At 67.8% G+C, this 23,359-nt stretch carries 19 protein-coding genes; 11 read left to right on the top strand and 8 right to left on the bottom strand.

Features of this window, described 5'->3' with window-relative positions; all coding sequences use genetic code 11:
* Positions 1-3 precede the first annotated feature (3 nt).
* Positions 4-3,468 (top strand): DNA polymerase III subunit alpha, encoded by a 3,465-nt coding sequence (gene dnaE, locus SJY14_RS08915; protein WP_071254552.1) that lies wholly within the window; start codon positions 4-6, stop codon positions 3,466-3,468.
* 41 nt (positions 3,469-3,509) lie between these two features.
* On the opposite strand, the gene SJY14_RS08920 is transcribed toward dnaE, so the two are convergent.
* Positions 3,510-4,028, bottom strand: a complete 519-nt coding sequence (locus SJY14_RS08920) for a flavin reductase family protein (protein ID WP_396598728.1) — start codon at positions 4,026-4,028, stop codon at positions 3,510-3,512.
* A gap of 33 nt (positions 4,029-4,061) precedes the next feature.
* On the opposite strand from SJY14_RS08920, the gene hisD reads away from it, so the two are divergent.
* From hisD to SJY14_RS08935, 3 genes are all read left to right on the top strand, one after another.
* Positions 4,062-5,372 (top strand): histidinol dehydrogenase, encoded by a 1,311-nt coding sequence (gene hisD / locus SJY14_RS08925; RefSeq protein WP_396598729.1) that lies wholly within the window; start codon positions 4,062-4,064, stop codon positions 5,370-5,372.
* An 83-nt stretch (positions 5,373-5,455) separates the two neighbouring features.
* Positions 5,456-5,938 carry a transcriptional regulator NrdR gene (nrdR, locus tag SJY14_RS08930; RefSeq protein ID WP_071253248.1) on the top strand — a complete coding sequence of 161 codons (483 nt, stop codon included), beginning with the start codon at positions 5,456-5,458 and terminating at the stop codon, positions 5,936-5,938.
* A complete protein-coding gene (locus SJY14_RS08935; protein WP_396598730.1) occupies positions 5,935-6,987 on the top strand; it encodes a quinone-dependent dihydroorotate dehydrogenase in 1,053 nt (350 codons plus the stop codon). The genes nrdR and SJY14_RS08935 overlap by 4 nt, the downstream gene beginning before the upstream one ends.
* 87 nt (positions 6,988-7,074) lie before the next feature.
* Here SJY14_RS08935 and SJY14_RS08940 read toward each other — a convergent pair whose 3' ends face one another.
* Positions 7,075-7,653 (bottom strand): DUF3043 domain-containing protein, encoded by a 579-nt coding sequence (locus SJY14_RS08940; RefSeq protein WP_396598731.1) that lies wholly within the window; start codon positions 7,651-7,653, stop codon positions 7,075-7,077.
* A 41-nt stretch (positions 7,654-7,694) separates the two neighbouring features.
* Here SJY14_RS08940 and SJY14_RS08945 point away from each other — a divergent pair, with 41 nt between their 5' ends.
* From SJY14_RS08945 to SJY14_RS08965, 5 genes are all read left to right on the top strand, one after another.
* Positions 7,695-9,110 (top strand): dipeptidase, encoded by a 1,416-nt coding sequence (locus SJY14_RS08945; protein WP_396598732.1) that lies wholly within the window; start codon positions 7,695-7,697, stop codon positions 9,108-9,110.
* A 157-nt stretch (positions 9,111-9,267) separates the two neighbouring features.
* Positions 9,268-9,630, top strand: a complete 363-nt coding sequence (gene erpA, locus SJY14_RS08950; RefSeq protein ID WP_043594936.1) for an iron-sulfur cluster insertion protein ErpA — start codon at positions 9,268-9,270, stop codon at positions 9,628-9,630.
* A gap of 246 nt (positions 9,631-9,876) precedes the next feature.
* Positions 9,877-10,734, top strand: coding sequence for a cytochrome c oxidase subunit II (coxB, locus tag SJY14_RS08955; RefSeq protein WP_173207425.1), 858 nt, complete (start codon positions 9,877-9,879; stop codon positions 10,732-10,734).
* Between the two features lie 11 nt (positions 10,735-10,745).
* Entirely contained in the window at positions 10,746-12,491 is a 1,746-nt protein-coding gene (gene ctaD / locus SJY14_RS08960) for a cytochrome c oxidase subunit I (RefSeq protein ID WP_082059957.1), read from the top strand.
* Between the two features lie 5 nt (positions 12,492-12,496).
* Positions 12,497-12,913: a cytochrome c oxidase subunit 4 gene (locus SJY14_RS08965; protein ID WP_054146161.1), complete on the top strand. Its 417-nt coding sequence runs from the start codon at positions 12,497-12,499 to the stop codon at positions 12,911-12,913.
* Between the two features lie 1,318 nt (positions 12,914-14,231).
* Here SJY14_RS08965 and SJY14_RS08970 read toward each other — a convergent pair.
* Genes SJY14_RS08970 through SJY14_RS08985 form a run of 4 tightly spaced genes read right to left on the bottom strand, consistent with a single transcriptional unit; the run spans position 14,232 to position 18,476 of the window.
* Positions 14,232-15,842: a cytochrome bc complex cytochrome b subunit gene (locus tag SJY14_RS08970; RefSeq protein ID WP_055977003.1), complete on the bottom strand. Its 1,611-nt coding sequence runs from the start codon at positions 15,840-15,842 to the stop codon at positions 14,232-14,234.
* Positions 15,843-15,889: 47 nt separating this feature from the next.
* On the bottom strand, positions 15,890-16,957 hold the full coding sequence (locus SJY14_RS08975; protein WP_043594939.1) for a ubiquinol-cytochrome c reductase iron-sulfur subunit: 1,068 nt from the start codon (positions 16,955-16,957) through the stop codon (positions 15,890-15,892).
* A 37-nt stretch (positions 16,958-16,994) separates the two neighbouring features.
* Positions 16,995-17,810, bottom strand: coding sequence for a c-type cytochrome (locus tag SJY14_RS08980; RefSeq protein WP_054146200.1), 816 nt, complete (start codon positions 17,808-17,810; stop codon positions 16,995-16,997).
* 21 nt (positions 17,811-17,831) lie between these two features.
* Entirely contained in the window at positions 17,832-18,476 is a 645-nt protein-coding gene (locus SJY14_RS08985) for a heme-copper oxidase subunit III (RefSeq protein WP_082059958.1), read from the bottom strand.
* Between the two features lie 106 nt (positions 18,477-18,582).
* On the opposite strand from SJY14_RS08985, the gene trpD reads away from it, so the two are divergent.
* Positions 18,583-19,638, top strand: a complete 1,056-nt coding sequence (trpD, locus tag SJY14_RS08990; protein ID WP_396598733.1) for an anthranilate phosphoribosyltransferase — start codon at positions 18,583-18,585, stop codon at positions 19,636-19,638.
* Positions 19,639-19,716: 78 nt separating this feature from the next.
* On the opposite strand, the gene glpK is transcribed toward trpD, so the two are convergent.
* The gene (gene glpK / locus SJY14_RS08995; RefSeq protein WP_043594942.1) at positions 19,717-21,237 is read right to left on the bottom strand and encodes a glycerol kinase GlpK; all 1,521 of its coding nucleotides are present in this window, start codon (positions 21,235-21,237) and stop codon (positions 19,717-19,719) included.
* A gap of 157 nt (positions 21,238-21,394) precedes the next feature.
* The gene (locus tag SJY14_RS09000) at positions 21,395-22,132 is read right to left on the bottom strand and encodes an MIP/aquaporin family protein (protein WP_082383341.1); all 738 of its coding nucleotides are present in this window, start codon (positions 22,130-22,132) and stop codon (positions 21,395-21,397) included.
* 198 nt (positions 22,133-22,330) lie between these two features.
* Here SJY14_RS09000 and dhaK point away from each other — a divergent pair, with 198 nt between their 5' ends.
* Positions 22,331-23,332, top strand: coding sequence for a dihydroxyacetone kinase subunit DhaK (dhaK, locus tag SJY14_RS09005; RefSeq protein WP_396598734.1), 1,002 nt, complete (start codon positions 22,331-22,333; stop codon positions 23,330-23,332).
* Positions 23,333-23,359 lie beyond the last annotated feature (27 nt).

The raw sequence follows: 23,359 nt of genomic DNA on the forward strand, positions 1-23,359 counted from the left end.
TCGATGCTCGACGGTGCGGCCCGGGTCAAGCCCTTGGTCACCGAGGCCGCGGCGCAGGGAATGCCCGCGGTTGCGGTCACCGACCACGGAAACGTGTTCGGCGCCTACGACTTCTGGAAGACCGCGACCGAGGCGGGCGTCAAGCCCATCATCGGCACCGAGGCGTACATCACGCCGGGCACGCACCGGGGCGACAAGACGCGCGTGCGATGGGGCGACGGCGGACGCGACGACGTGTCGGGTTCCGGTGCGTACACGCACATGACCCTGCTGTCCGAGAACACCACGGGCATGCACAACCTGTTCCGCCTCTCGTCCCGGGCCTCGCTCGAGGGCTACTACTTCAAGCCCCGCATGGACCGCGAACTGCTGTCGCAGTACTCCGAGGGTCTCATCGCCACGACCGGTTGCCCGAGCGGCGAGGTGCAGACCCGCCTGCGGCTCGGCCAGTACGACGAGGCGCTCAAGGCGGCCTCCGACTTCCGCGACATCTTCGGCCGAGAGAACTACTTCGCCGAGATCATGGACCACGGACTCGGCATCGAGCGCCAGATCATGGGCGACCTGCTGCGCCTGGCGAAAGATCTCGACCTGCCGCTCGTCGCGACGAACGACCTCCACTACACGCACGAGCACGATGCCACGAGTCACGCGGCACTCCTCTGCGTCCAGTCCGGCTCGACGCTGAACGACCCGAACCGGTTCAAGTTCGACGCCGACGAGTTCTACCTCAAGTCCGCCCAGCAGATGCGACACCTCTTCCGCGACCACCCCGAGGCCTGTGACAACACGCTGCTCATCGCCGAGCGGTGCGACGTGCAGTTCAACACCTCGGCCAACTACATGCCGCGCTACCCGGTGCCCGAGGGCGAGACCGAAGAGACCTGGTTCATCAAAGAGGTCGAGAAGGGTCTCGTGTACCGCTACCCGGCGGGCATCCCCGACGACGTGCGCAAGCAGGCCGAGTACGAGATCGGCGTCATCACCGGCATGGGATTCCCCGGTTACTTCCTCGTGGTCGCGGACTTCATCAACTGGTCGAAGGAGAACGGCATCCGGGTCGGGCCGGGCCGTGGCTCGGGGGCAGGCTCGATGGCCGCCTACGCCATGCGGATCACCGATCTCGATCCGCTGCGCCACGGTCTCATCTTCGAGCGGTTCCTCAACCCCGACCGCGTCTCCATGCCCGACTTCGACGTCGACTTCGACGATCGTCGTCGCGGCGAGGTGATCCAGTACGTCACCGAGAAGTACGGCGACGAACGTGTCGCCCAGATCGTCACGTACGGCACCATCAAGGCGAAGCAGGCCCTGAAGGACAGCTCTCGAGTGCTCGGGTTCCCTTTCGGCATGGGTGAGAAGCTCACCAAGGCCATGCCCCCCGCCGTGATGGGCAAGGACATCCCCCTCACCGGCATCTTCGACAAGCAGCACGAGCGCTACAAAGAGGCCGGCGACATCCGCACCGTGGTCGAGTCCGATCCCGAGGCCAAGACCGTCTTCGACACGGCGCTCGGCCTCGAGGGGCTGAAGCGCCAGTGGGGTGTGCACGCCGCCGGGGTCATCATGTCGAGCGATCCGCTCATCGACATCATCCCGATCATGAAGCGCGAGCAAGACGGTCAGATCGTCACTCAGTTTGACTACCCGGCCTGCGAGTCGCTGGGCCTCATCAAGATGGACTTCCTGGGGTTGCGCAACCTCACGATCATCAACGACGCCCTCGACAACATCAAGACGAACCGTGGCTTCGACCTCGTGCTCGAAGACCTCGAGCTCGACGACCGGGGAGCCTACGAACTGCTGGGGCGCGGCGACACGCTCGGGGTGTTCCAACTCGACGGCGGGCCCATGCGTGGGCTCCTCCGCCTGATGAAGCCCGACAACTTCGAGGACATCTCGGCAGTCATCGCGCTCTACCGGCCGGGCCCCATGGGCGCCAACTCGCACACGAACTACGCCTTGCGCAAGAACGGCGCGCAAGACATCACCCCGATCCACCCCGAGCTCGAAGAGCCGCTGCAAGAGATCCTCTCGACCAGCTACGGCCTGATCATCTACCAAGAGCAGGTCATGGCCATCGCCCAGAAGGTCGCCGGCTTCTCGCTGGGTCAGGCCGACATCCTCCGACGTGCCATGGGCAAGAAGAAGAAGTCCGAGCTCGACAAGCAGTACGCCGGGTTCGAGCAGGGCATGTTCGACAACGGGTTCTCGCCCGATGCCGTCAAGATGCTCTGGGACATCCTGCTGCCGTTCTCCGACTACGCCTTCAACAAGGCGCACTCGGCCGCGTACGGCGTCGTCTCGTACTGGACGGCCTACCTCAAGGCCCACTACCCGGCCGAGTACATGGCCGCCCTGCTCACGAGCACGGGGGACTCCCGAGACAAGCTGGGCCTCTACCTCAACGAGTGCCGCCGGATGGGCATCAAGGTGCTGCCGCCCGACGTCAACGAAAGCATCGGGTTCTTCGCGGCCGTCGGCGACGACATCCGCTTCGGCATGGGGGCCGTGCGCAACGTCGGCTTCAACGTGGTCGACCACGTCATCGCCGCGCGCAAGAAAGAGGGTGCGTTCACCTCCTTCCACGACTTCCTGCGCAAGGTACCGCTGCCCGTGGCGAACAAGCGCACCGTCGAGTCGCTCGTCAAGGCAGGAGCATTCGACTCGCTGGGGTCGACGCGGCGTGCCCTCGTCGAGATCCACGAATCCGCCGTCGAGGCCGCGGTCAGCGAGAAGCGCGCCGAGGCGAACGGCCAGGTCGGCTTCGACTTCGACTCGCTGTGGGACGAGCCCCAGGACGTCCAGCACGTGCCCGAACGTCCCGAGTGGTCGAAACGCGACAAGCTGGCGTTCGAGCGAGACATGCTGGGCCTGTACGTCTCCGACCACCCGCTCGCCGGTCTCGAGCTGCCCCTGGCGAAGCACGCCCAGACGACGGTCACCGACATCCTGGCGAGCGACCCCGCGACGATCGACGGCGAGACGGTCACGATCGCCGGGCTCATCACCAGCGTGCAGCACCGCGTCGCGCGCAACTCGGGCAACCCCTACGGCATCATCACCGTCGAGGACTTCGGAGGCGAGATCTCGGCCATGTTCCTCGGCAAGACCTACCAAGAGTTCGGGCCGTCGCTCGTCGGCGACTCGATCATCGTGCTCAAGGGCCGGGTCAGCGTCCGCGACGACGGCATGAACATGCACGCCGCGAGCATGTTCATGCCCGACCTGGGCGTCGGCGTGAACCACGGGCCGTTGCTCCTGCAGATGCCCGAACACCGGGCCACGCACGACACGGTCACCGAACTGGCGGCGGTGCTCGGTCGTCACGCCGGCGGCACCGAGGTCCGTCTCCGACTCGTCAAGGGCGAGGCCGCCCGCGTGTTCGAGATCCCCATGCCGGTCGACGTCACGGCCGACCTGTTCGGCGAACTCAAGAGCCTGCTGGGTCCCGGCTGCCTCGTGTGAGGTGGTCGGCACCCGGCTGCCGTCGTGAGGTGTGCCCGGTGTCAGTCGTCGAGGTGTACAGGCCTCAGGTACCGTCGGTCGTGGTACAGCAGGGCGTCGTCGTCCTCGCCGACGCCGCCCGTCCCGATGCGCACGACCACGACGGCGTTCCCGTGGACGGGCAACCGCTCGACGACGGTCCCGGTCATCCAGGCGGTCACACCCGTCAGCAGCGGCACTCCGTTCGGCCCGTCGGTCCAGTGGTCCCCGGCGAAGCGCTCGGCGGCGGGACCCGCCATGCGTCGGGCGAGGTCCCGGTTGCGCAGGCCGAGCAGGTGCACGATGACCTGGTCCGTCTCCGTGAGGGCGGGCCACGAACTCGCCGTCCTGGCCATGTTGAAGGTCGCGAGCGGCGGCACGGCGGCCAGCGACGCCAGTGACGTGGCCGTGAACCCGACCGGGGCGCCGTCGCCGTCTCGCGCCGTCACGATCGCGACGCCGGCGGCGTGGCGTCGGAAGGCGTCCTTGAACACCTCGAGGGAGTCGTCGGGCCGCGAGGTCGTCGCGTTGTCGTCCGTCATGCTCCCGACCCTACTGACTAGGCTGGACGGGCCATGATCCAGACCACAGATCTGCGCGGTCTCGCGCCGACCCACGCCCAGCTGCTCGACCTCGTCCCGCGGTCCCACGCCGACGTCGGCGCCGCGACGGACGCCGCCCGGCGTCTCGTCGACGACGTCCGTGAGCGGGGTGCCGCCGCCCTGCGCGACCAGGCGGCACGCTTTGACGGCGTCCGTCCCGACACGCTGCGCGTCGCGACGCAGACCATCGACGACGCCGTGGCGGCCCTCGACCCCTTGGTCAAGGAGGCGCTGGTCGAGTCGATCGCGAGGGTCACGCAGGCCAGCCGCGCCCAGGTCCCGGCGCCGACCACGACCCGCCCCGCCCCGGGAGCCGTCATCGAGCAGCGGTGGCAACCCGTCACGCGCGCCGGGGTCTACGTCCCAGGCGGCAAGGCCGTGTATCCCTCCAGCGTGGTGATGAACGTCGTCCCCGCACAGGTGGCGGGAGTGTCGTCGATCGCCCTCGTGTCGCCCGCGCAGAGCGAGCACGGCGGGGGAGTCCACCCGGTCATCCTGGGTGCCGCCGGCCTGCTGGGAATCGACGAGGTGTACGCCATCGGTGGTGCCGGAGCGATCGGTGCGCTCGCCTACGGCGTGCCCGAGCTCGAACTCGAGCCGGTCCAGGTCATCACGGGTCCCGGCAACAACTTCGTCGCCGCGGCGAAGCAGCTCGTGCGCGGTCGAGTCGGCATCGACTCGGTGGCCGGCGCGACCGAGATCCTCGTCATCGCCGACGACTCGGCGGACGCCACGCTGGTCGCCGTCGACCTCATCAGCCAGGCCGAGCACGACGAGGAGGCCTCGGCCGTCCTCGTGACGGACTCAGCCGCCTTCGGAGAGGCCGTCGTCGCCGAGCTGACCCGGCTCGTGCCCCGCACCCTGAGCGCCGCCCGAGTCCGGACCGCCCTCTCCGGTCGCCAATCGGCGGTGGTCCTGGTCGACGACCTGCGGCAGGCCGCCGCCTTCAGCAACGCCTACGGGCCCGAGCACCTCGAGGTGCAGACCCGCGACGACGACGCGGTCCTGGCCGACATCACCGACGCCGGAGCGATCTTCGTGGGGCCCGACACGCCCGTCAGCCTGGGCGACTACCTCGCCGGTTCGAACCACGTCCTGCCCACCAGCGGGCAATCGCGCTTCTCGTCCGGGCTCGGCGCGTTCACGTTCCTCCGGCCCCAGCAGATCGTCCGATACGACGCCGAGGCCCTCGGAGTCGTGGCCGAACGGCTCGTGGCGCTGTCGAACGCCGAACTGCTGCCCGCCCACGGCGAGGCCGTCGCGGCCCGGCTGTCGCGCCCCTGAACCGGGTACCGTCCCCGCGGTAGGGCTCTCGGGTGGCCCGGGCGTCCGACGTCGTCCCGGTCGTCCGATAATCTGGCCGCACCATGTTCTGCCCCTTCTGCCGCCACCCCGACTCCCGAGTCGTCGACTCCCGCACCAGTGACGACGGCACGTCGATCCGTCGTCGCCGGCAGTGCCCGAACTGCGGTCGTCGGTTCAGCACGACCGAGACCGCGAGCCTCAACGTGGTGAAGCGCAACGGCGTCCTCGAACCGTTCAGCCGCGACAAGATCATCTCGGGCGTTCGCAAGGCCTGCCAGGGTCGTCCGGTGACCGACGGCGACCTCGCCGTCCTGGCGCAGAAGGTCGAGGAGGCCGTCCGGGCGAGCGGTGCGTCGCAGATCGAGGCGAACGACATCGGACTCGCCATCCTGCCTCCGCTCCGCGATCTCGACGAGGTGGCGTACCTGCGTTTCGCCAGCGTGTACCAGGCCTTCGACTCGCTCGAGGACTTCGAGGCCTCGATCGGTCAACTGCGCGAAGAGCACGCGTCCCGTCCGCCGTCCACCCGGTCGGTCGACGAGTGAGGACCCCGTACCGCGTCCTCTTCGACGTCGTCTTCGCCAAGATGGACCCCGAGGACGCCCACCATCTCGCGTTCCGGGTCATCAAGGCAATCCCCAAGCTGGGCCTGGCCGGCGTCGTCGGACGCCTGACGGCCCCGGCACCGTCCCTCGCAGTCGAGGCGCTCGGACTCCGCTTCGGCTCACCTTTCGGCGTCGCGGCAGGCTTCGACAAGGACGCCAAGGGCATCGCCGGTCTCGGCGCGCTCGGGTTCGGGCACGTCGAGGTGGGCACGGTGACGGCTCGGCCGCAGCCCGGCAACGAGCGTCCTCGGCTCTTCCGCCTCGTGCCCGACCTCGCCGTCGTGAACCGCATGGGGTTCAACAACTCCGGTGCCCACGCGGCGGCCCTCGAACTCAGCCGGGCACGATCAGCTCCGTCACGGCCCGTCATCGGCGTGAACATCGGCAAGAGTCGCGTCGTGGACGTCGACGACGCGATCGACGACTACCTCGCCAGCACGCGCCTCCTTGCTCCCTTGGCCGACTACCTCGCCGTCAACGTCAGTTCGCCCAACACCCCGGGACTCCGCGGGCTCCAAGAGCTCGACAGGCTCGCTCCGCTCCTCGAGGCCGTCCGCGACGCCGCGGGGCACACCCCGGTGCTGGTCAAGATCGCACCCGACCTCGACGACGACGGGGTTCGCCGCATCGGTGCCCTCGTCACCGAGCTCGGCCTGGCAGGCGTGATCGCGACCAACACGACGGTGTCGAGAGAGGGCCTGGTCACCGAGGGGGCCGTCGTCGAGGCCGCGGGAGCCGGTGGCCTGTCGGGTGCGCCGCTCGCCACACGATCCCTCGAGGTCTTGAGGCTCGTCCGGGAGTCCGTCCCGAGCGAGACGTGCGTCATCTCCGTCGGGGGCGTCTCGAGCGCCGAGGACGTCGACGAACGACTGCGCGCCGGGGCCACGCTGGTGCAGGGCTACACGGCCTTCCTCTACCGGGGGCCGCTCTGGGCGTGCCAGGTCAACCGAGGGCTCGTCGCCCTGCGTCGGCGACGGCCCACCGCCTGACGAGACCTCGGTCCATGCAGCCGCCGACGCGAAACGGCGTCACCCCCGGGGGGGTGACGCCGTTCGTCGGCCGGGGCGATGTGCCGCCTAGGCGGTCGGGTACTCGCCGCGCTTGACCTGCGGCTTGGGGAGGCGCATGGGCTTGAGCTGCATCGCTCGCATGGCGGCGTACCACCGGTTGCCCTTGCGGACGTTCTCGGCCCCGTACTTGACGGCGAGCTTGCGGTTGACGCTGCGGCCGACGATCAGGCAGTCGACGACGGCGAGGGCGAAGAATCCCCAGAGCACGAGCAACGTGATCGACTGGATGGCCGCCGACTGCACGAGCGTCATGGCGATGACGACGACCATGATGGGGATCATGGCCTCGCCCACGCTGAAGCGGGCGTCGACGTGGTCGCGGATGAATCGACGCTGCGGACCCTTGTCACGGTCGGGCAGGAAGCGTTCCTCGCCGTTGGCCAGGCCGACGCGGGCACGGTCACGCTGCTCGGCGAGACGGGCACGCTGCGCCTTCTGGGCTTCTTTGCCCGAAGCGACGAGGGGCCTCTGGTTGGCGGCTTCGCGTTCGCGTCGCGTGGGCGTCGGGCGACCCTTGCCGACCGCGGTCGACTCGGGCTCGGCGACGGTGGTCGTCTCGGTCGTCTTGCTGTCTGGCTTGGCCACGGGAGATCCTCAGGGTTGTCCGAGTTCCTAAGATTACCTGCATGAGCGACTCGCAGCATCCCGTCCGACCCACCGATCCCCGTACTGTCAGCGAACTCGCGGAGGCCGTGCACGCGGGCCTGCCCGCGACGATCGCCGACCTCGGCGCCCTCGTGCGCATCCCTTCCGTCTCGTGGGACGCCTTCGACCCCGAGCACGTGCGACACAGCGCCGACGCGGTCGCCGCCCTCGTCGAGGGCACGGGTCTCTTCGAGCAGGTGACCGTGAGCAGGGCCCCCATCGGTGGCAGCGGAACCCTCGGTCAGCCCGCCGTGCTCGCGCGCCGTCCGGCTCGGGACGGCAAGCCGACCATCCTCCTGTACGCGCACCACGACGTGCAGCCGCAGGGAGACGACGCCGACTGGGACACCCCTCCCTTCGAGCCGACGGTCAAGGGCGACCGGCTGTACGGGCGCGGAGCGTCCGACGACAAGGCCGGCGTGATGACGCACGTGGCGGCCCTCCGTGCGGTGAACGAGGTGCTCGGAGACGACCTCGGCGTCGGCGTCTCGTTGTTCATCGAGGGCGAGGAGGAGTTCGGTTCCCGCTCCTTCGCCGACTTCCTCGTGCAGCACGAGGACGAGCTCCGTGCCGACGTCATCGTCGTGGCGGACTCCGACAACTGGAGCACGACGGTGCCCGCCATCACCGTCGGCCTGCGTGGCAACGTGACCTTCCGCCTGACCGTCCGCACCCTGGCCCACGCGTCCCACTCCGGCATGCTCGGCGGGGCGGTCCCCGACGCCATGCTGGCCATGGTGAAGCTGCTCGCGACCCTGCACGACGACGACGGCAGCGTGGCCGTGGCCGGGCTGACGAGTCGCGAGGCCGAGCACCCGGAGCAGAGCGAGCAGCAGCTGCGGGACGAGAGCGGTCTGCTCGAGGGCGTGACCCCCATCGGACGCGGTCCCGTCCTGAGCCGGGTGTGGTCGCAGCCGTCCATCACCGTGACCGGCATCGACGCCCCCTCGGTGGCCAACGCGTCCAACACGCTGAGCCCCGAGGTGTCTGTCCGCATCAGCGCCCGCATCGCTCCCGGGCAGACCGCGGAGGACGCCTACGCCGCCCTGGAGGCGCACTTGCGTGAGCACGCACCGTTCGGCGCCCACGTGGAGATCGACGACGTCGACCAGGGCGATCCCTTCCTGGTGGACACGACCGGCACGGCCATCGCCGACGCCACCGTCGCGATGACCGAGGGCTGGGGCGAGGCGCCGGTCCAGACGGGCATCGGCGGGTCGATCCCGTTCATCGCCGACCTCGTCCGGACCTTCCCCGAGGCCCAGATCCTCGTGACCGGCGTCGAGGACCCCGACACTCGAGCGCACAGCCCGAACGAATCGCAGCACCTGGGTGTGCTGCACCGGGCGATCCTCAGCGAGGCGATCCTGCTGGCGCGCCTCGACGCGAGGGGCTGACCGGCGCGACCCGCGCCTCCTCGGCACCGGCGATGACCGGGGAGGCGCGGGTCCGGACGACAGGGGGAGGCGCGGGTCCGGAACAAAACCGGCCCCCGGCTGCTTACACTGGTCGACGACGAGTGCCCCGCACTCGACCCGGCCCGAAGGAGGCACCATGACCGACATCGCAACCGCTCCCGTCGACGCGAAGGCGCACGGCGTGACGATCACGTCCACCGCCGCGGACAAGGTGAAGAGCCTGCTCACGCAAGAGGGTCGGGACGACCTCCGCCTCCGTGTGGCCGTGCAGCCCGGTGGCTGCTCGGGGCTCATCTACCAGCTGTACTTCGACGAGCGCATGCTCGACGGCGACGCGACGGTCGACTTCGACGGCGTCGAGGTCATCGTCGACAAGATGAGCGTTCCCTACCTCGACGGCGCAGCCATCGACTTCGAGGACACCATCCAGAAGCAGGGGTTCACCATCGACAACCCCAACGCGCAGGGCAGCTGCGCCTGCGGCGACAGCTTCCACTGATCGTCGAGGGGCGGCGTCGCGCCGCGCGTCGAGAGGGGATCATCCGCGAGGGTGGTCCCCTCTCGCGTGTCCCGGTGTCTTCTCGCTCGACGTCGAGAGGCTTCCGGCGCGTGCCGTGCGCTGGGGGGTCGAACCTGCGAGTAAGCTAGGCAGGTCCCCGTCAACACTGGGAACACCCTCCACTGTCGTGTCATCCGAGAGGTAACAGTGCGTTCTAACCGCCGTCTTCGTTGGGCTGCCGCCCCCATGGCAGTCGTCCTGGCTCTCGTGCTAGCGGGGTGCACCACCGACCAGCTGCAGGGGTGGCTGCCCACCACCGCGGGCACGACCAACCACGTGGACCGCGTCATCGGCCTCTGGGTCACCTCGTGGATCGTGTTGCTGATCGTCGGCGTCATCGTGTGGGGCCTGATCATCTGGGTGTGCGTGGCCTACCGCCGACGCAAGGGCCAGACGGGCCTGCCCGTCCAGCTGCGCTACAACATGCCGATCGAGATCTTCTACACGGTCGTGCCCCTGATCCTCGTCCTGGGCTTCTTCGCCTTCACCGCACGCGACCAGGCCGCCATCGAGGCGCCGACCGCGAGCCCCGACGTGAAGATCGACGTCTACGCCAAGCGCTGGGCCTGGGACTTCAACTACATCGACCAGCAGAACGAAGACGAGAGCGTCTACTACCAGGGCATCCAGGCACAAGAACTGGGTGACGGCACGATCGACGAGAGCCAGCTCCCCGAGCTCTACCTTCCCGTCGGCAAGACCGTGCAGATCGACCTCAAGTCGCGCGACGTGGCCCACTCCTTCTGGATCATCGACTTCCTCTACAAGAAGGACACGATCCCCGGCAAGACCAACTCGATGTACTTCACGCCCGAGAAAGAGGGCACGTTCAGCGGAAAGTGCGCTGAGCTGTGCGGCGAGTACCACTCGCTGATGCTCTTCAACGTCAAGGTCGTCTCGCAGTCCGAGTACGACCGGTACCTGCAGACGCTCGACGCCGAGGGCAACACCGGCCTGCTGGGCGACCAGTACAACACCAACACCAACCAGCCCGGCACCGAGGCACCTGCCAACGCCGCCGGCACCGAAGACTCCGAGAAGTAAGGCACGGTTCGATGAGCTCAGCCACCGCCACCCGTCCCACCACCGGTGGGACCTCGTCCGGCCAGAACTTCGGAGCCTCGAAGGTCGGCCGCAAGGGCAACGTCGTCGTCAACTGGATCACGTCGACCGACCACAAGACCATCGGGTACATGTACCTGATCACGTCGTTCCTCTTCTTCTGCCTCGGCGGGGTCATGGCGCTGATCATCCGCGCACAACTCTTCGCGCCCGGCCTCGAGATCGTCGCCACCAAAGAGCAGTACAACCAGCTCTTCACGATGCACGGCACGATCATGCTGCTCATGTTCGCCACCCCCCTGTTCTCGGGCTTCGCGAACGTCCTCATGCCGCTCCAGATCGGTGCGCCGGACGTAGCCTTCCCGCGTCTGAACGGCTTCGCCTTCTGGCTGTACTCCTTCGGCTCGATCATCGCCGTCGCCGGCTTCCTCACCCCCCAGGGGGCAGCGTCCTTCGGTTGGTTTGCCTATGCGCCCCTGAGCGACACGACGTTCTCTCCAGGACTGGGTGGAAACCTGTGGGTGTTCGGTCTCGGCCTCACCGGGTTCAGCACGATCCTCGGTTCGGTGAACTTCATCACCACGATCGTCTCGATGCGCGCCCCGGGCATGACCATGTGGCGCATGCCGATCTTCACCTGGAACACCCTGATCACCTCGATCCTCGTGATCATGGCCTTCCCGGTTCTGGCCGCGGCTCTGTTCGGGCTCGGCTTCGACCGCGTCTTCGACGCTCAGGTCTTCAACCCTGCCAACGGTGGCGCCATCCTCTGGCAGCACCTGTTCTGGTTCTTCGGCCACCCCGAGGTGTACATCATCGCCTTGCCGTTCTTCGGCATCGTGTCCGAGGTGTTCCCGGTCTTCAGCCGCAAGCCGATCTTCGGGTACAAGACGCTCGTCTACGCCACGATCTCGATCGCGGCCCTGTCCGTCACGGTGTGGGCTCACCACATGTACGTCACCGGCTCCGTCCTGCTGCCGTTCTTCTCTCTGATGACCATGCTCATCGCGGTCCCCACCGGTGTGAAGATCTTCAACTGGATCGGCACCATGTGGCGTGGTTCGGTCACCTTCGAGACGCCCATGCTCTGGGCCATCGGCTTCCTCATCACCTTCACCTTCGGTGGACTCACCGGCGTCATCCTGGCGTCGCCCCCGCTCGACTTCCACGTGTCCGACACGTACTTCGTCGTGGCGCACTTCCACTACGTCGTCTTCGGCACGGTCGTCTTCGCCATGTTCTCGGGCTTCTACTTCTGGTGGCCGAAGTGGACGGGCAAGATGCTCAACGAGCGCCTCGGCAAGATCCACTTCTGGATGCTGTTCGTCGGTTTCCACACGACGTTCCTCGTGCAGCACTGGCTCGGCGTCATGGGCATGCCCCGTCGCTACGCCACGTACCAGCCCGAGGACCACTTCACGTGGATGAACCAGCTCTCGACCATCGGCGCCATGTTGCTGGGTGTCTCGATCCTGCCGTTCCTCTACAACGTGTACATCACGGCTCGTCGCGCGCCCAAGGTCGAGGTCAACGACCCGTGGGGCTACTCACGTTCGCTCGAGTGGGCGACGTCCTGCCCGCCGCCGCGGCACAACTTCACGTCGATCCCGCGCATCCGTTCCGAGTCGCCGGCATTCGACCTGAACCACCCCGAGGCCGGACTGCCCGTCGGCATCGGCCCGGTGAAGGACGCACCTGACGCCCCCACGTACGACGCGTCCAGCGAGAAAGTGAAGTAGCCCCGATGAAGACCAACGCGACGCTGTTCTGGATCCTCGCGATCTTCTTCTTCCTCATGTGCGCGGTCTACGTGCTCTGGAGCCTGCTCGACACCGGCCAGGTCGAATGGGCGGGCACGCTGGGCATCGGTCTGGCCGGCATGCTCGGCGCCTTCTTGGCGTTCTACATGGGCCGCTCGCACGCCACCCAGGGGGGCGAGCTGCCCGAGGACCGTCTGGACGCCAACATCGACGACGGTGACCCCGAGATGGGCTTCTTCAGCCCGTGGTCGTGGTGGCCCATCATCCTCGCTGCTGGTTGCAGTCTCATCTTCCTGGCGTTGGCCGTCGGCATGTGGATCATCTACATCGGTGCCGCTCTGACGGCCGTGGCCCTCGTCGGCTGGGTCTACGAGTACTACCGCGGCAACTTCGCACACTAGTTCGCCTGCTCGTTCGAGCGGGAAGGGCGTCGGTCTTCGGACCGGCGCCCTTCGTCGTCTCACGTCTGGCGCGAGGATCACGACTGCAGCCTCGACGGAGCGCCATCGGACGTCGGTCATCAACCTGACGATCTCATGACGTCAGCCCCGCGACTGACGGTGGACCCACAAGACCAGTTGGGGAGTGTGGGTCTCGACGGCCCTGGCGACGACAGCAGCACGCGCTGCTGCAGGGGCCCCTGATCCCGACGCTCTGGCCGGCAGTGGGCGTGCAGCCAGCCCGTACCGTGGGCGGCAAGCCAGGCCCTACCGTACGTGGCAGGCCAGGCCGCACCGCGCGGGGCAGGCCAGGCCGCACCGCGCGGGGCAGGCCAGGCCGCACCGCGCGGGGCAGGCCAGGCCGCACCGTGGGGGTGGCAAACAAGGCCCTACCGTGGGGGAGAGACCTCTCCGGTGAAGCTGAGGGCAGGTTTTCCGGTGTCTGGTGCATGTGCAGCTCCTCGCCGTCATGGTTCCTAGCGACTACTCGGCCCCGGATGCGTGCTACGCCACTAGGGGCCGGCCTGAGGGCCATCTAGAGTCCGCGAGGTTGGCCGGTCTCGGCGAGGCCGACGGAGGCCGCGCGCGTACCGTCCTCCGGTAGTGGGTCACGCCCACGGAGCAGCCATGACGCTCTGCACCTGATCCGCCCAGGGAATCGCCTTCGGCGCGACCATGAAGCGTCTCACCGGTGCGAGAGGACCCGCGGGACCATGCTCTGTGAGGCGAGGACCAAAGACCCCCGCCAGATGAGGGCAGGCGGAGTGGCGCCCGGGAGGTCGAGCCCGTGTCTGCTCACTGACCGGGAGGAACCGGCAGCCACCGGGCCGAGTCACGTCCTGTCGAAGACGAGCGCCGGCACGGAGGCCGTGAGCGGGGGAGGGACTTGTCGCGATCCTCGACTGCGTACGCGCCAGCTGAGGGTCGGGCGGCAGGGAAGAGGATGGGAGCCCGTCGAGCGGGCAAGGCCGACCTGGTGGGCGCGTCGTCGTGGCGAGACGGAGAGACCCTGGTCGGCCCCGGGCAGCCCACCACCTCGAGCGAACGTCGTGGACGCGGCCGAGAGATGCTGAGTCGGGCGGGCTCTCTACGAGGGGCGGGGGCTGGTCACGTCCGCTCGTGGCCGTCTCCCGGGGGTGCGTGCGGGCGCTGGTGTGGCTTTGCCGGGAGGGCAACTCGGGGCTCCCTGTGAGTACGGCCGGGGGCATGCCGGTCTCCCCAGGGAATGCCGAAGGCCCGGCTGCACAGAGCGTGCAACCGGGCCTGGGGTATCGGAAGGTCAGTGGCCTTCGTCGTGGTGCGATGCCTCGATCTCGGAACGCTTCACCGGAGCGATGCGGTCCTCGAAGAAGAACGACGATGCCGACGCACGCGCCCGCTGCAGGGCCGTGATCTTCCCGTTGGCGTTCGGACGGACCATGAGGGGCTCGTACTCGTTGAAGTCGAGCAGACGCCAGCGCTCGTACTCGTCGAGCTGCTCGTGCACCTCGATGTACTCGCCACCCGGCAGACGGACGATGCGTCCCGACTCGTAACCGTGCAGAGCGATCTCGCGGTCCTTCTTCTGGAGGGCGAGGCAGACACGCTTCGTGACCCAGAAGGCGATGAACGGGCCGAGGATCAACGCTGCCTGGCAGGCGTGGATCACGTAGTTCAACGACAGGTGGAAGTGGGTCGCCATGATGTCCGAGCTCGCCGCCGCCCAGAGGCTGGCGTAGAACACGATGCCGGCCGCACCGATGGCGGTGCGTGTGGGGGCATTGCGAGGTCGGTCGAGGATGTGGTGCTCGCGCTTGTCGCCGGTCACCCAGGCCTCGAAGAACGGGTAGAGCAGGACCACGACGATGAAGAGACCGAGCACCGTGATCGGAACCAGGATGTTCATCGAGACCGTGTAGCCGAAGGCGACGAACTCCCAACCCGGGGGCACGAGGCGCAGGGCCCCGTCTGCGAAGCCGATGTACCAGTCAGGCTGTGTACCTGCCGACACGGGGGAGGGGTCGTAGGGCCCGTAGTTCCAGATGGGGTTGATCGTGAACAGCGAGGCGATCAGGACGATGACGCCGAAGACGATGAAGAAGAATCCACCGGCCTTCGCAGCGAACACGGGCATGACCGGAACGCCCACGACGTTCTGGTTGGTCTTGCCGGGACCGGCGAACTGCGTGTGCTTGTTGATGATCAGCAGCAGCAGGTGCACGCCCAGCAGGGCGATCAGCAATGCGGGCAGCAGCATGATGTGGAGCGAGTAGAAGCGGCCGACCATGTCGGTTCCCGGGAACTCACCGCCGAATACGAGGTACGAGATCCAGACGCCGATCACGGGGATGCCCTTGATCATCCCGTCGATGATGCGCGCACCGTTGCCCGAGAGCAGGTCGTCGGGAAGCGAGTATCCGGTGAAGCCCTCGGCCATGGCGAGGATCCACAGCGTGAAGCCCACGACCCAGTTGATCTCGCGGGGCTTGCGGAACGCGCCGGTGAAGTAGACGCGCAGCATGTGCAGCATGATCGCCGCGACGAACAGCAGGGCCGCCCAGTGGTGGATCTGCCGGAAGAGCAGACCACCGCGGATGTCGAACGAGATGTCGAGCGTCGACGCCATGGCGGCCGACATGTTGAGGCCCTTAAGCGGAACGTACGAACCGTTGTAGTTGACCTCGGCCATCGACGGCTGGAAGAAGAACGTCAGGAACGTGCCCGAGAGCAGGATGACGACGAACGAGTACAGCGCGACCTCGCCCAACATGAACGACCAGTGGTCGGGGAAGATCTTGCGACCCACCTCTTTGACCAGGCCGGACATGCTCGTGCGCTCGTCGATGTAGTTCGCCGTAGCGCCGAGGAATTTGTTGGTCTTCGTCGGGGCGAAGGCCGGAGCCTTGCCGATGTTGTCCGACGTGGCCGGTTCGGCACCCTGTGCCGGGGTGGTGGTGATCACTTTTCGCGCTCCCAGAAGCTCGGGCCCACAGGTTCGTGGAAGTCGCTCTGCGCGACGAGGTACCCGTCGGCGTCGACCGTGATGGGCAGCTGCGGCAGGGGGCGCTTGGCGGGCCCGAAGATCACTTCGCAGTTGTTCGTCACGTCGAACGTGGACTGGTGGCAGGGGCAGAGCAGGTGGTGTGTCTGCTGTTCGTAGAGGGCCACGGGGCACCCGACGTGCGTGCAGATCTTGGAGTAGGCGACGATTCCGTCGTACTGCCAGTCTTCGCGTCCCTCGGCCGGATTGAGATCTTCCGGCTTGAGGCGCATGAGAAGGACGGCCGCTTTGGCTTTCTCTTCGAGCAGGTGTTCTGATTCGTTGAGGTTCTCGGGGATGACGTGGAACACCGACCCGAGGGTGACGTCCGACGCCTTGATGCGGGTGCCGGAGGGGTCGGCGGCGAGGTGCATGCCTTCTTCCCACAGCGTGTGGCGCAGGACGGCATTGGGATCTTCGGCCGGCGCGAGGTCGCGGAACAGCACGACGGCCGGCAGGGGAGTCGCGACGAGTGCACCGATCAGGCTGTTGCGGATGAGCGAACGGCGACCGAAGCCACTCTCGTGGTTGCCCAACGCGAAGACCTCGACGGCCTTCTCACGCGTCGGCTCGGAGCCGCGCGTGTCGTGGCGCATCTCGGTGATCTCTCGAGCCGGCATGAGGGTCTTGGACCAGTGGACCGCACCGATTCCGACCGACAGCAGCCCGAGGGCGATCCCGAGACCGAGGAACAGGTTGTTCAGTCGGACCGAACCCGAGTCGCCCGACGTGATCGGGAACGCGACGTAGGCGCCGATGGCGGCGATGCTGCCGACGATCGACAGGAAGAAGAACAGGCTGACCTGGCGTTCGGCACGCTTCTCGACCTTGGGGTCGATGTCGGTGACGCGATCGCGGTGCGGCGGCTCACCTGGGTTCTGGAACACGTCGGACGTAACGACCGCCGTGCCGGCCGAGACCTGTCGAGGCTCGCGCTTCTCGACAGCCGAGCCCGCCGTGGGGGCCTCGTCGTCGTGCTCTGCCATTGATTCTGCCTTTCGTGAAGTACGGAGAGAACGCGGGTCAGTTCGACCGGGCGGTCAGCCAGATGGTGATCGCGACGATCGCACCGAGCCCGAAGATCCAGATGAATAGACCTTCGGCGACGGGGCCGAGGCTCCCGAGCTCGAATCCACCCGGCGACGGGTTGTTCTCGACGTACTTGAGGTACGTGATGATGTCGGCCTTGTCTTGTGGCGACAGGTTGAGGTCGTTGAAGACCGGCATGTTCTGCGGGCCCGTCTGCATGGCCTCGTAGATGTGGTGGGCGGTCACCCCGTCGAGTGCGGGGGCGAACTTGCCCTGGGTGAGTGCCCCACCCGCTCCGGCCACGTTGTGGCACATGGCGCAGTTGATGCGGAACAGCTCGGCACCGTTGGTCGTGTCGCCGTCGGCCTGGAGCAGCGACTCGTCGGGGATCGCGGGCCCGGGGGCGAGCGACGCGACGTAGGCGGCCATGGCGGCGACCTGCTCGTCGGAGAACTGCGTCGGCTTCTGTTCGGCCTGCGGGCCGTTGACGGCCATGGGCATGCGTCCCGTGCCGACCTGGAAGTCGACCGAGGCGGCCCCGACGCCGATCAGGCTCGGACCGCTGTCGGTGCCGGCCGCGCTCAGGCCGTGGCAGGTCGCGCAGTTCGAGGCGAAGAGCTTCTGGCCCTCGTCGATGCTCTGCTGCGAGGTCGCGGTCGCGCTGCTCTCGTCCGCCGAGGCGGTCGAGGAGAAGAGTGCGTAGGCACCGCCCGTGGTGAGCAGACCGACCAGCAACAGGGAGGCGGTGGCGACGGGGCCGCGACGGCCGGCCTTCTTGGTGCGTCGGGAGGACGAGGTTCTCGTGAACATGCTGTGCAGACGATCCAATGCCTATTTGAGGAGGTAGATGACGATGAAGAGGCCGATCCAGACCACGTCGACGAAGTGCCAGTAGTACGACACCACGATGGCCGTCGTCGCCTCTTTGTGCCCGAAGTTCTTGACCGCGTACGCGCGACCGATGGTGAGCAGGAAGGCGATCAGACCACCGATGACGTGGGCCCCGTGGAAGCCGGTCGTCATGTAGAAGGCCGAGCCGTAGGCGCTCGAGCTGAGGGTGACGTGCTCGGAGATGAGGGTCGCGTACTCGAAGACCTGACCGCAGACGAAGACCGCGCCCATGGCGTAGGTGAGGAAGAACCACTCGACCATGCCCCAGCGGCTGACCTGGAACAGGCGGCCCGTGCGATGCGGCTGCATGCGCTCGGCGGCGAACACTCCGAACTGGCAGGCGACCGAGGACAGCACCAGGGTGATGGTGTTGGTCAGCGCGAACGGCACGTTGTGCAGGGCCGTCTGATCGGCCCACAGGCCGGGAGACGTCGAGCGGAGCGTGAAGTAGATCGCGAAGAGGCCGGCGAAGAACATGACCTCGCTGCCGAGCCACACGATGGTGCCCACGGCAACCGTGCTGGGTCGATTGACGACAGGGCCGCCAGAAGGTCTCGAGAGAGAGGTACTTGTCACGAGGTCCATTATGCCTGGTAAGTCGCCTTGGGTTTGCGCTCGAAACCCCGGGTCGGGAATTTCCCTTGACGCCGAGACATCGGAGTGCCATATGATCCGCCGGTAGCCTGGGCCCATGACCTCCGAGCTCACCTGGCCCTCGATCATCGACGCGCTCCTCACCGGGCGCGACCTCTCGATCAGCGAGGCCACGTGGTCCATGGAGCAGGTCATGACGGGCGACGTGACCCCTGCCCAGCTCGGGGCCTTCCTGGTCGCCCTCCGTGCCAAGGGCGAGACGGTGGACGAGATCGTCGGCTTCCGCGATGCCGTCCTCGCCCATGCCGTGCCCCTCCCGGTCGACAGCATGGCGGTCGACATCGTCGGAACGGGTGGTGACCGCTTCGGGACGGTGAACGTCTCGACCATGGCCTCGGTCGTCGTGGCGGCGACCGGTGTGCCGGTCATCAAGCACGGCAACCGGGCGGCGAGTTCGTCGTCCGGCTCGTCGGACGTGCTGTCGGCCCTCGGCATCGACCTGACCATCGGGGCCGACCGCGTGGCGGAGGTCTTGCGCGAGGCGGGGTTGACCTTCGCCTTCGCCGCCGCCTTCCATCCGGGCTTCGGCAACGCCGCCGCCGTACGTCGCGAGATCGGCGTCCCGACGGTCTTCAATTTCCTGGGGCCCCTGGTGAACCCGGCACGACCCGAGGCGAGCGCGGTCGGCGTCGCGTCGCTCGACAAGGTGCCGCTGATCGTGGGCGTGTTCCAGACGCGCGGCGCGACCGCCCTCGTGTTCCGCGGCGACGACGGCCTCGACGAACTGACCACGACGGGTCACAGCCACATCTGGGAGGTCACCGGGGGGTCGGTGACCGAGCACGACCTCGATCCCCTCGAGTTGGGCATCCCCCGCGCGCGCATCTCCGATCTCGTCGGGGGGGACGCGGCGCACAACGCGGGCATCGCCCGTGAGGTCCTCGCGGGGGAGCGCGGTCCGGTCCGCGACATCGTGCTGCTCAACGCCGCGGCCGGACTGGTGTCCTACGGGCTGGCGGCCGATCCGGGCCAGCGCGAACGGCCCCTCCTCGCTCGTTTCCGGGAGCAGCTGGACGTCGCGGCCCGGGCCGTCGACTCGGGCGCGGCGATCGCGAAACTGGACCAGTGGGTGGCGGCGACCCGCGCCTCCTGAGGTGCACCGCGCCTCCTCGTCCTGAGGGGGCGGACGACGAAGGGCCCGTCCGGTCGGACGGGCCCTTCGCGCGGGGGATCAGTTGACGTCGTCGTCGACCCAGTCGAAGGTCTTCGTGACGGCCTTCTTCCAGAGACGCAGCGTGCGGTCGCGCTCGTCGGCGTCGATGTTCGGGGTCCAGCGCTTGTCCTCCTGCCAGTTGGCACGGAGGTCGTCGAGGGTCTCCCAGAAGCCGACCGCGAGACCGGCCGCGTAGGCCGCGCCGAGGGCGGTGGTCTCGGCGACCACCGGGCGGACGACCGGGACGTCGAGGATGTCGGCCTGGAACTGCATGAGCGCGTCGTTGGCGGTCATGCCGCCGTCGACCTTGAGCTCGGTCAGGTCGACGCCCGAGTCGGCGTTGACCGCGTCGAGCACCTCACGGGTCTGGAACGCGGTCGCCTCGAGGGCGGCACGGGCGATGTGACCCTTGTTGACGTAACGGGTGAGGCCCACGAGGGCGCCTCGCGCGTCCGAGCGCCAGTAGGGCGCGAACAGACCCGAGAACGCGGGCACGAAGTAGACCCCGCCGTTGTCCTCGACGGTCTTGGCCAGCTCTTCGACCTCGGGGGCCGAGCCGATCATGCCCAGGTTGTCGCGCAGCCACTGGATCAGCGAGCCCGTGACGGCGATCGACCCCTCGAGGGCGTAGTGCGGTGCGGCGTCGCCGAGCTTGTAGCCGAGCGTCGTGAGCAGCCCGTTCTTCGAGTGGACGATCTCTTCGCCCGTGTTGAAGATCAGGAAGTTGCCGGTGCCGTACGTGTTCTTCGACTCGCCCTGGTCGAAGGCGGCCTGACCGAACGTGGCGGCCTGCTGGTCGCCGAGGATGCCGGCGATGGGCACCTCGCGCAGCAGGCTCGAGGCCTCGACCGTGCCGTAGACCTCGGACGAGCTCTTGATCTCGGGGAGCATCGACCTCGGCACGTCGAACGCCTCGAGGATGTCGTCGCGCCACTCGAGCGTCTCGAGGTCCATGAAGAGGGTGCGCGAGGCGTTCGTGACGTCGGTGACGTGGACGCCCCCGTCGGTACCACCGGTGAGGTTCCAGAGGACCCAGGTGTCGGTCGTGCCGAACAGCAGGTCGCCGGCCTCGGCCTTCTCGCGTGCGCCCTCGACGTTCTCGAGGATCCAGACGACCTTCGTGCCCGAGAAGTAGGTCGCGAGCGGCAGGCCGACGATGGGCTTGAAGCGCTCGACGCCTCCGTCGGCGGCCAGGCGGTCGACGATGGGTTGCGTGCGGGTGTCCTGCCAGACGATGGCGTTGTAGACGGCCTTGCCGGTGGTCTTGTCCCAGACCACGGCGGTCTCGCGCTGGTTGGTGATGCCGACGGCCTTAATGTTGTGGCGCGTGATGTCGGCGCGGGAGAGGGCCTGACCGATGACCTCGCGGGTGTTCTCCCAGATCTCGGCGGGGTCGTGCTCGACCCAGCCGGCGCGGGGGAAGATCTGCTCGTGCTCTTTCTGGCCGGTGGCCACGATCGAACCCGAGTGGTCGAAGATGATGGCGCGGGTGCTGGTGGTTCCCTGGTCGATGGCCAGGACGTAGTCGGTGTCGCTCACGGGTGGAACTCCTTCGTCGTTGATGGATGCGGCTCGCACGGAGGCTCGGGTCGGTCCATTCGAGCGGACGGGCCCGAGCCTCTGCTGGGAGCAGGTGGATCGATCGGCGTCGGGCGGCCCGGGGGAGCCGGCCTCGACCGATCAGTGGGTCGCCGGGTCAGGCGGCGAGGGGGAGGAGCGGGAAGGACAGCAGCGCCGCGAGGGCGCCACCGACGAGGGGGCCGACGACCGGCACCCAGGCGTAGGACCAGTCGCTGCCGCCCTTGCCCTTGATGGGCAGGAACGCGTGGGCGATACGGGGTCCGAGGTCACGGGCGGGGTTGATGGCGTAGCCGGTGGGGCCACCGAGCGAGGCGCCGATGCCGACCACGAGCAGTGCGACGGCGAGGCCGCCGAGCGGACCGAGGTTGGCGGCGTTCGGGGAGGCGCCGTTGGTGATGGCGATGATCGTGAAGACCAGCACGAAGGTGCCGATGATCTCGGTCACGAGGTTCCAGCCGTAGTTGCGGATCGCAGGGCCGGTCGAGAACACGCCCAGCTTCGTGGCGGGGTCGGGCTCGTCGTCGAAGTGCTGCTTGTAGGCCAGCCAGACGACGACCGCACCGATGATGGCACCGACCATCTGCGCCGCGACGTAGACCAGGAACGCGGCGAACGTGATGTTGCCGAGGATCAGCTGCGCGATGCTGACGGCCGGGTTCAGGTGCGCCCCGGACGAGTACGAGGCCAGGATTCCGACGAAGACCGCGAGGCCCCAGCCGAAGTTGACCATGAGCGTGCCGCCGTTGAAGCCCTTCGTCTTCGTCAGGGCGACGTTGGCGACGACTCCGCCACCGAGGGTGAGCAGCAATGCGGTGCCCACCGTTTCTGAAAGAAAAATCAATCCCAGGTTCACGTCGACCTTCCTTGTCGTACGGCGGGGCGACAGTGCACCCGCGGTGAGCGTGTGTCAACACCTTAGTGCTGTGATCACATGCGACGAGAAGGAAAGATCAGGTGTTTGCACATATGTGCATCAGGGGGTCCTGGGAGTAGGTTGAGCGGCAGCCTGGTGCACCCGAGCACCGTCTCTCGCGCCGAGAAAGGGACTTCGATGAAGAAGCTCATCAACGATCCGTCCGACGTCGTCGACGAAGCCGTCGCCGGCTTCGGCGCGGCGCACGCCGACCTCGTGGTCGTCTCACACGATCCGACGTTCGTCCGCCGTTCGGCGGCTCCCGTGCCGGGGAAGGTCGCACTCGTCAGCGGCGGCGGCAGCGGTCACGAGCCCCTGCACGCGGGGTTCGTCGGCTTCGGCATGCTGTCGGCCGCGGTGCCGGGCCCCGTCTTCACGTCGCCCACGCCCGATCCGATCGTCGCCGCGACGCAGGCCGTGGACGCCGGCGCAGGCGTCCTGTACATCGTCAAGAACTACACGGGCGACGTGCTCAACTTCGAGACGGCGGCCGACCTCGCCGAGGCCGAGGGCATCACGGTCCGGACGGTGCTCGTGGACGACGACGTGGCGGTCAAGGACTCGCTGTACACCGCCGGACGCCGAGGCGTCGCCGGAACGGTCGTGGTCGAGAAGACCGCAGGGGCCGCCGCCGAGCGGGGCGACTCGCTCGACGCCGTCGCCGAGGTGGCCCGACGCACGAACGCGGCGACCCGGTCGATGGGCGTCGCGCTCTCCGCGGGCACGGTCCCGCATGCCGGTGAGCCGAGCTTCACGCTGGCCGACGACGAGGTCGAGATCGGCATCGGCATCCATGGTGAACCGGGCCGTGAGCGCATCCCCCTCGAGCCGGTCGACGCCATCGTCGATCGCCTGCTCGACGCCGTCACCGACGATCTGGGGCTCGCATCCGGCGAGCGGGTGCTGCTCTTCGTGAACGGCATGGGAGGCACGCCTCTCGTCGAGCTGTACATCGCCTACCGCCGGGCTGCCGAGGCGCTCGAGGCACGAGGCGTCGAGGTGTACCGCAGCCTGGTCGGCTCGTACGTCACGTCGCTCGAGATGCAGGGCATGTCGATCACGCTGACCCGTCTGGACGACGAGCTGACCGAGCTCTGGGACGCCCCGGTCGAGACCGTGGCGTTGCGCCGAGGCCGATAGACGTCTGCCCGGACCTCGGGCACGGAC

Source organism: Frigoribacterium sp. R86507, from assembly GCF_044597695.1.
Classification (GTDB): Bacteria; Actinomycetota; Actinomycetes; order Actinomycetales; family Microbacteriaceae; genus Frigoribacterium.

Bases quoted from the DNA above. Each gene is read 5' to 3' on its own strand.
- ctaD (WP_082059957.1), top strand. From the start codon at position 10,746: ATGAGCTCAGCCACCGCCACCCGTCCCACCACCGGTGGGACCTCGTCC.
- dhaK (WP_396598734.1), top strand. From the start codon at position 22,331: ATGAAGAAGCTCATCAACGATCCGTCCGACGTCGTCGACGAAGCCGTC.
- SJY14_RS08965 (WP_054146161.1), top strand. From the start codon at position 12,497: ATGAAGACCAACGCGACGCTGTTCTGGATCCTCGCGATCTTCTTCTTC.
- nrdR (WP_071253248.1), top strand. From the start codon at position 5,456: ATGTTCTGCCCCTTCTGCCGCCACCCCGACTCCCGAGTCGTCGACTCC.
- dnaE (WP_071254552.1), top strand. From the start codon at position 4: ATGCTCGACGGTGCGGCCCGGGTCAAGCCCTTGGTCACCGAGGCCGCG.
- trpD (WP_396598733.1), top strand. From the start codon at position 18,583: ATGACCTCCGAGCTCACCTGGCCCTCGATCATCGACGCGCTCCTCACC.
- SJY14_RS08920 (WP_396598728.1), bottom strand. From the start codon at position 4,028: ATGACGGACGACAACGCGACGACCTCGCGGCCCGACGACTCCCTCGAG.
- SJY14_RS08975 (WP_043594939.1), bottom strand. From the start codon at position 16,957: ATGGCAGAGCACGACGACGAGGCCCCCACGGCGGGCTCGGCTGTCGAG.
- SJY14_RS08985 (WP_082059958.1), bottom strand. From the start codon at position 18,476: ATGGACCTCGTGACAAGTACCTCTCTCTCGAGACCTTCTGGCGGCCCT.
- hisD (WP_396598729.1), top strand. From the start codon at position 4,062: ATGATCCAGACCACAGATCTGCGCGGTCTCGCGCCGACCCACGCCCAG.
- SJY14_RS08980 (WP_054146200.1), bottom strand. From the start codon at position 17,810: ATGTTCACGAGAACCTCGTCCTCCCGACGCACCAAGAAGGCCGGCCGT.
- erpA (WP_043594936.1), top strand. From the start codon at position 9,268: ATGACCGACATCGCAACCGCTCCCGTCGACGCGAAGGCGCACGGCGTG.
- coxB (WP_173207425.1), top strand. From the start codon at position 9,877: ATGGCAGTCGTCCTGGCTCTCGTGCTAGCGGGGTGCACCACCGACCAG.
- SJY14_RS08945 (WP_396598732.1), top strand. From the start codon at position 7,695: ATGAGCGACTCGCAGCATCCCGTCCGACCCACCGATCCCCGTACTGTC.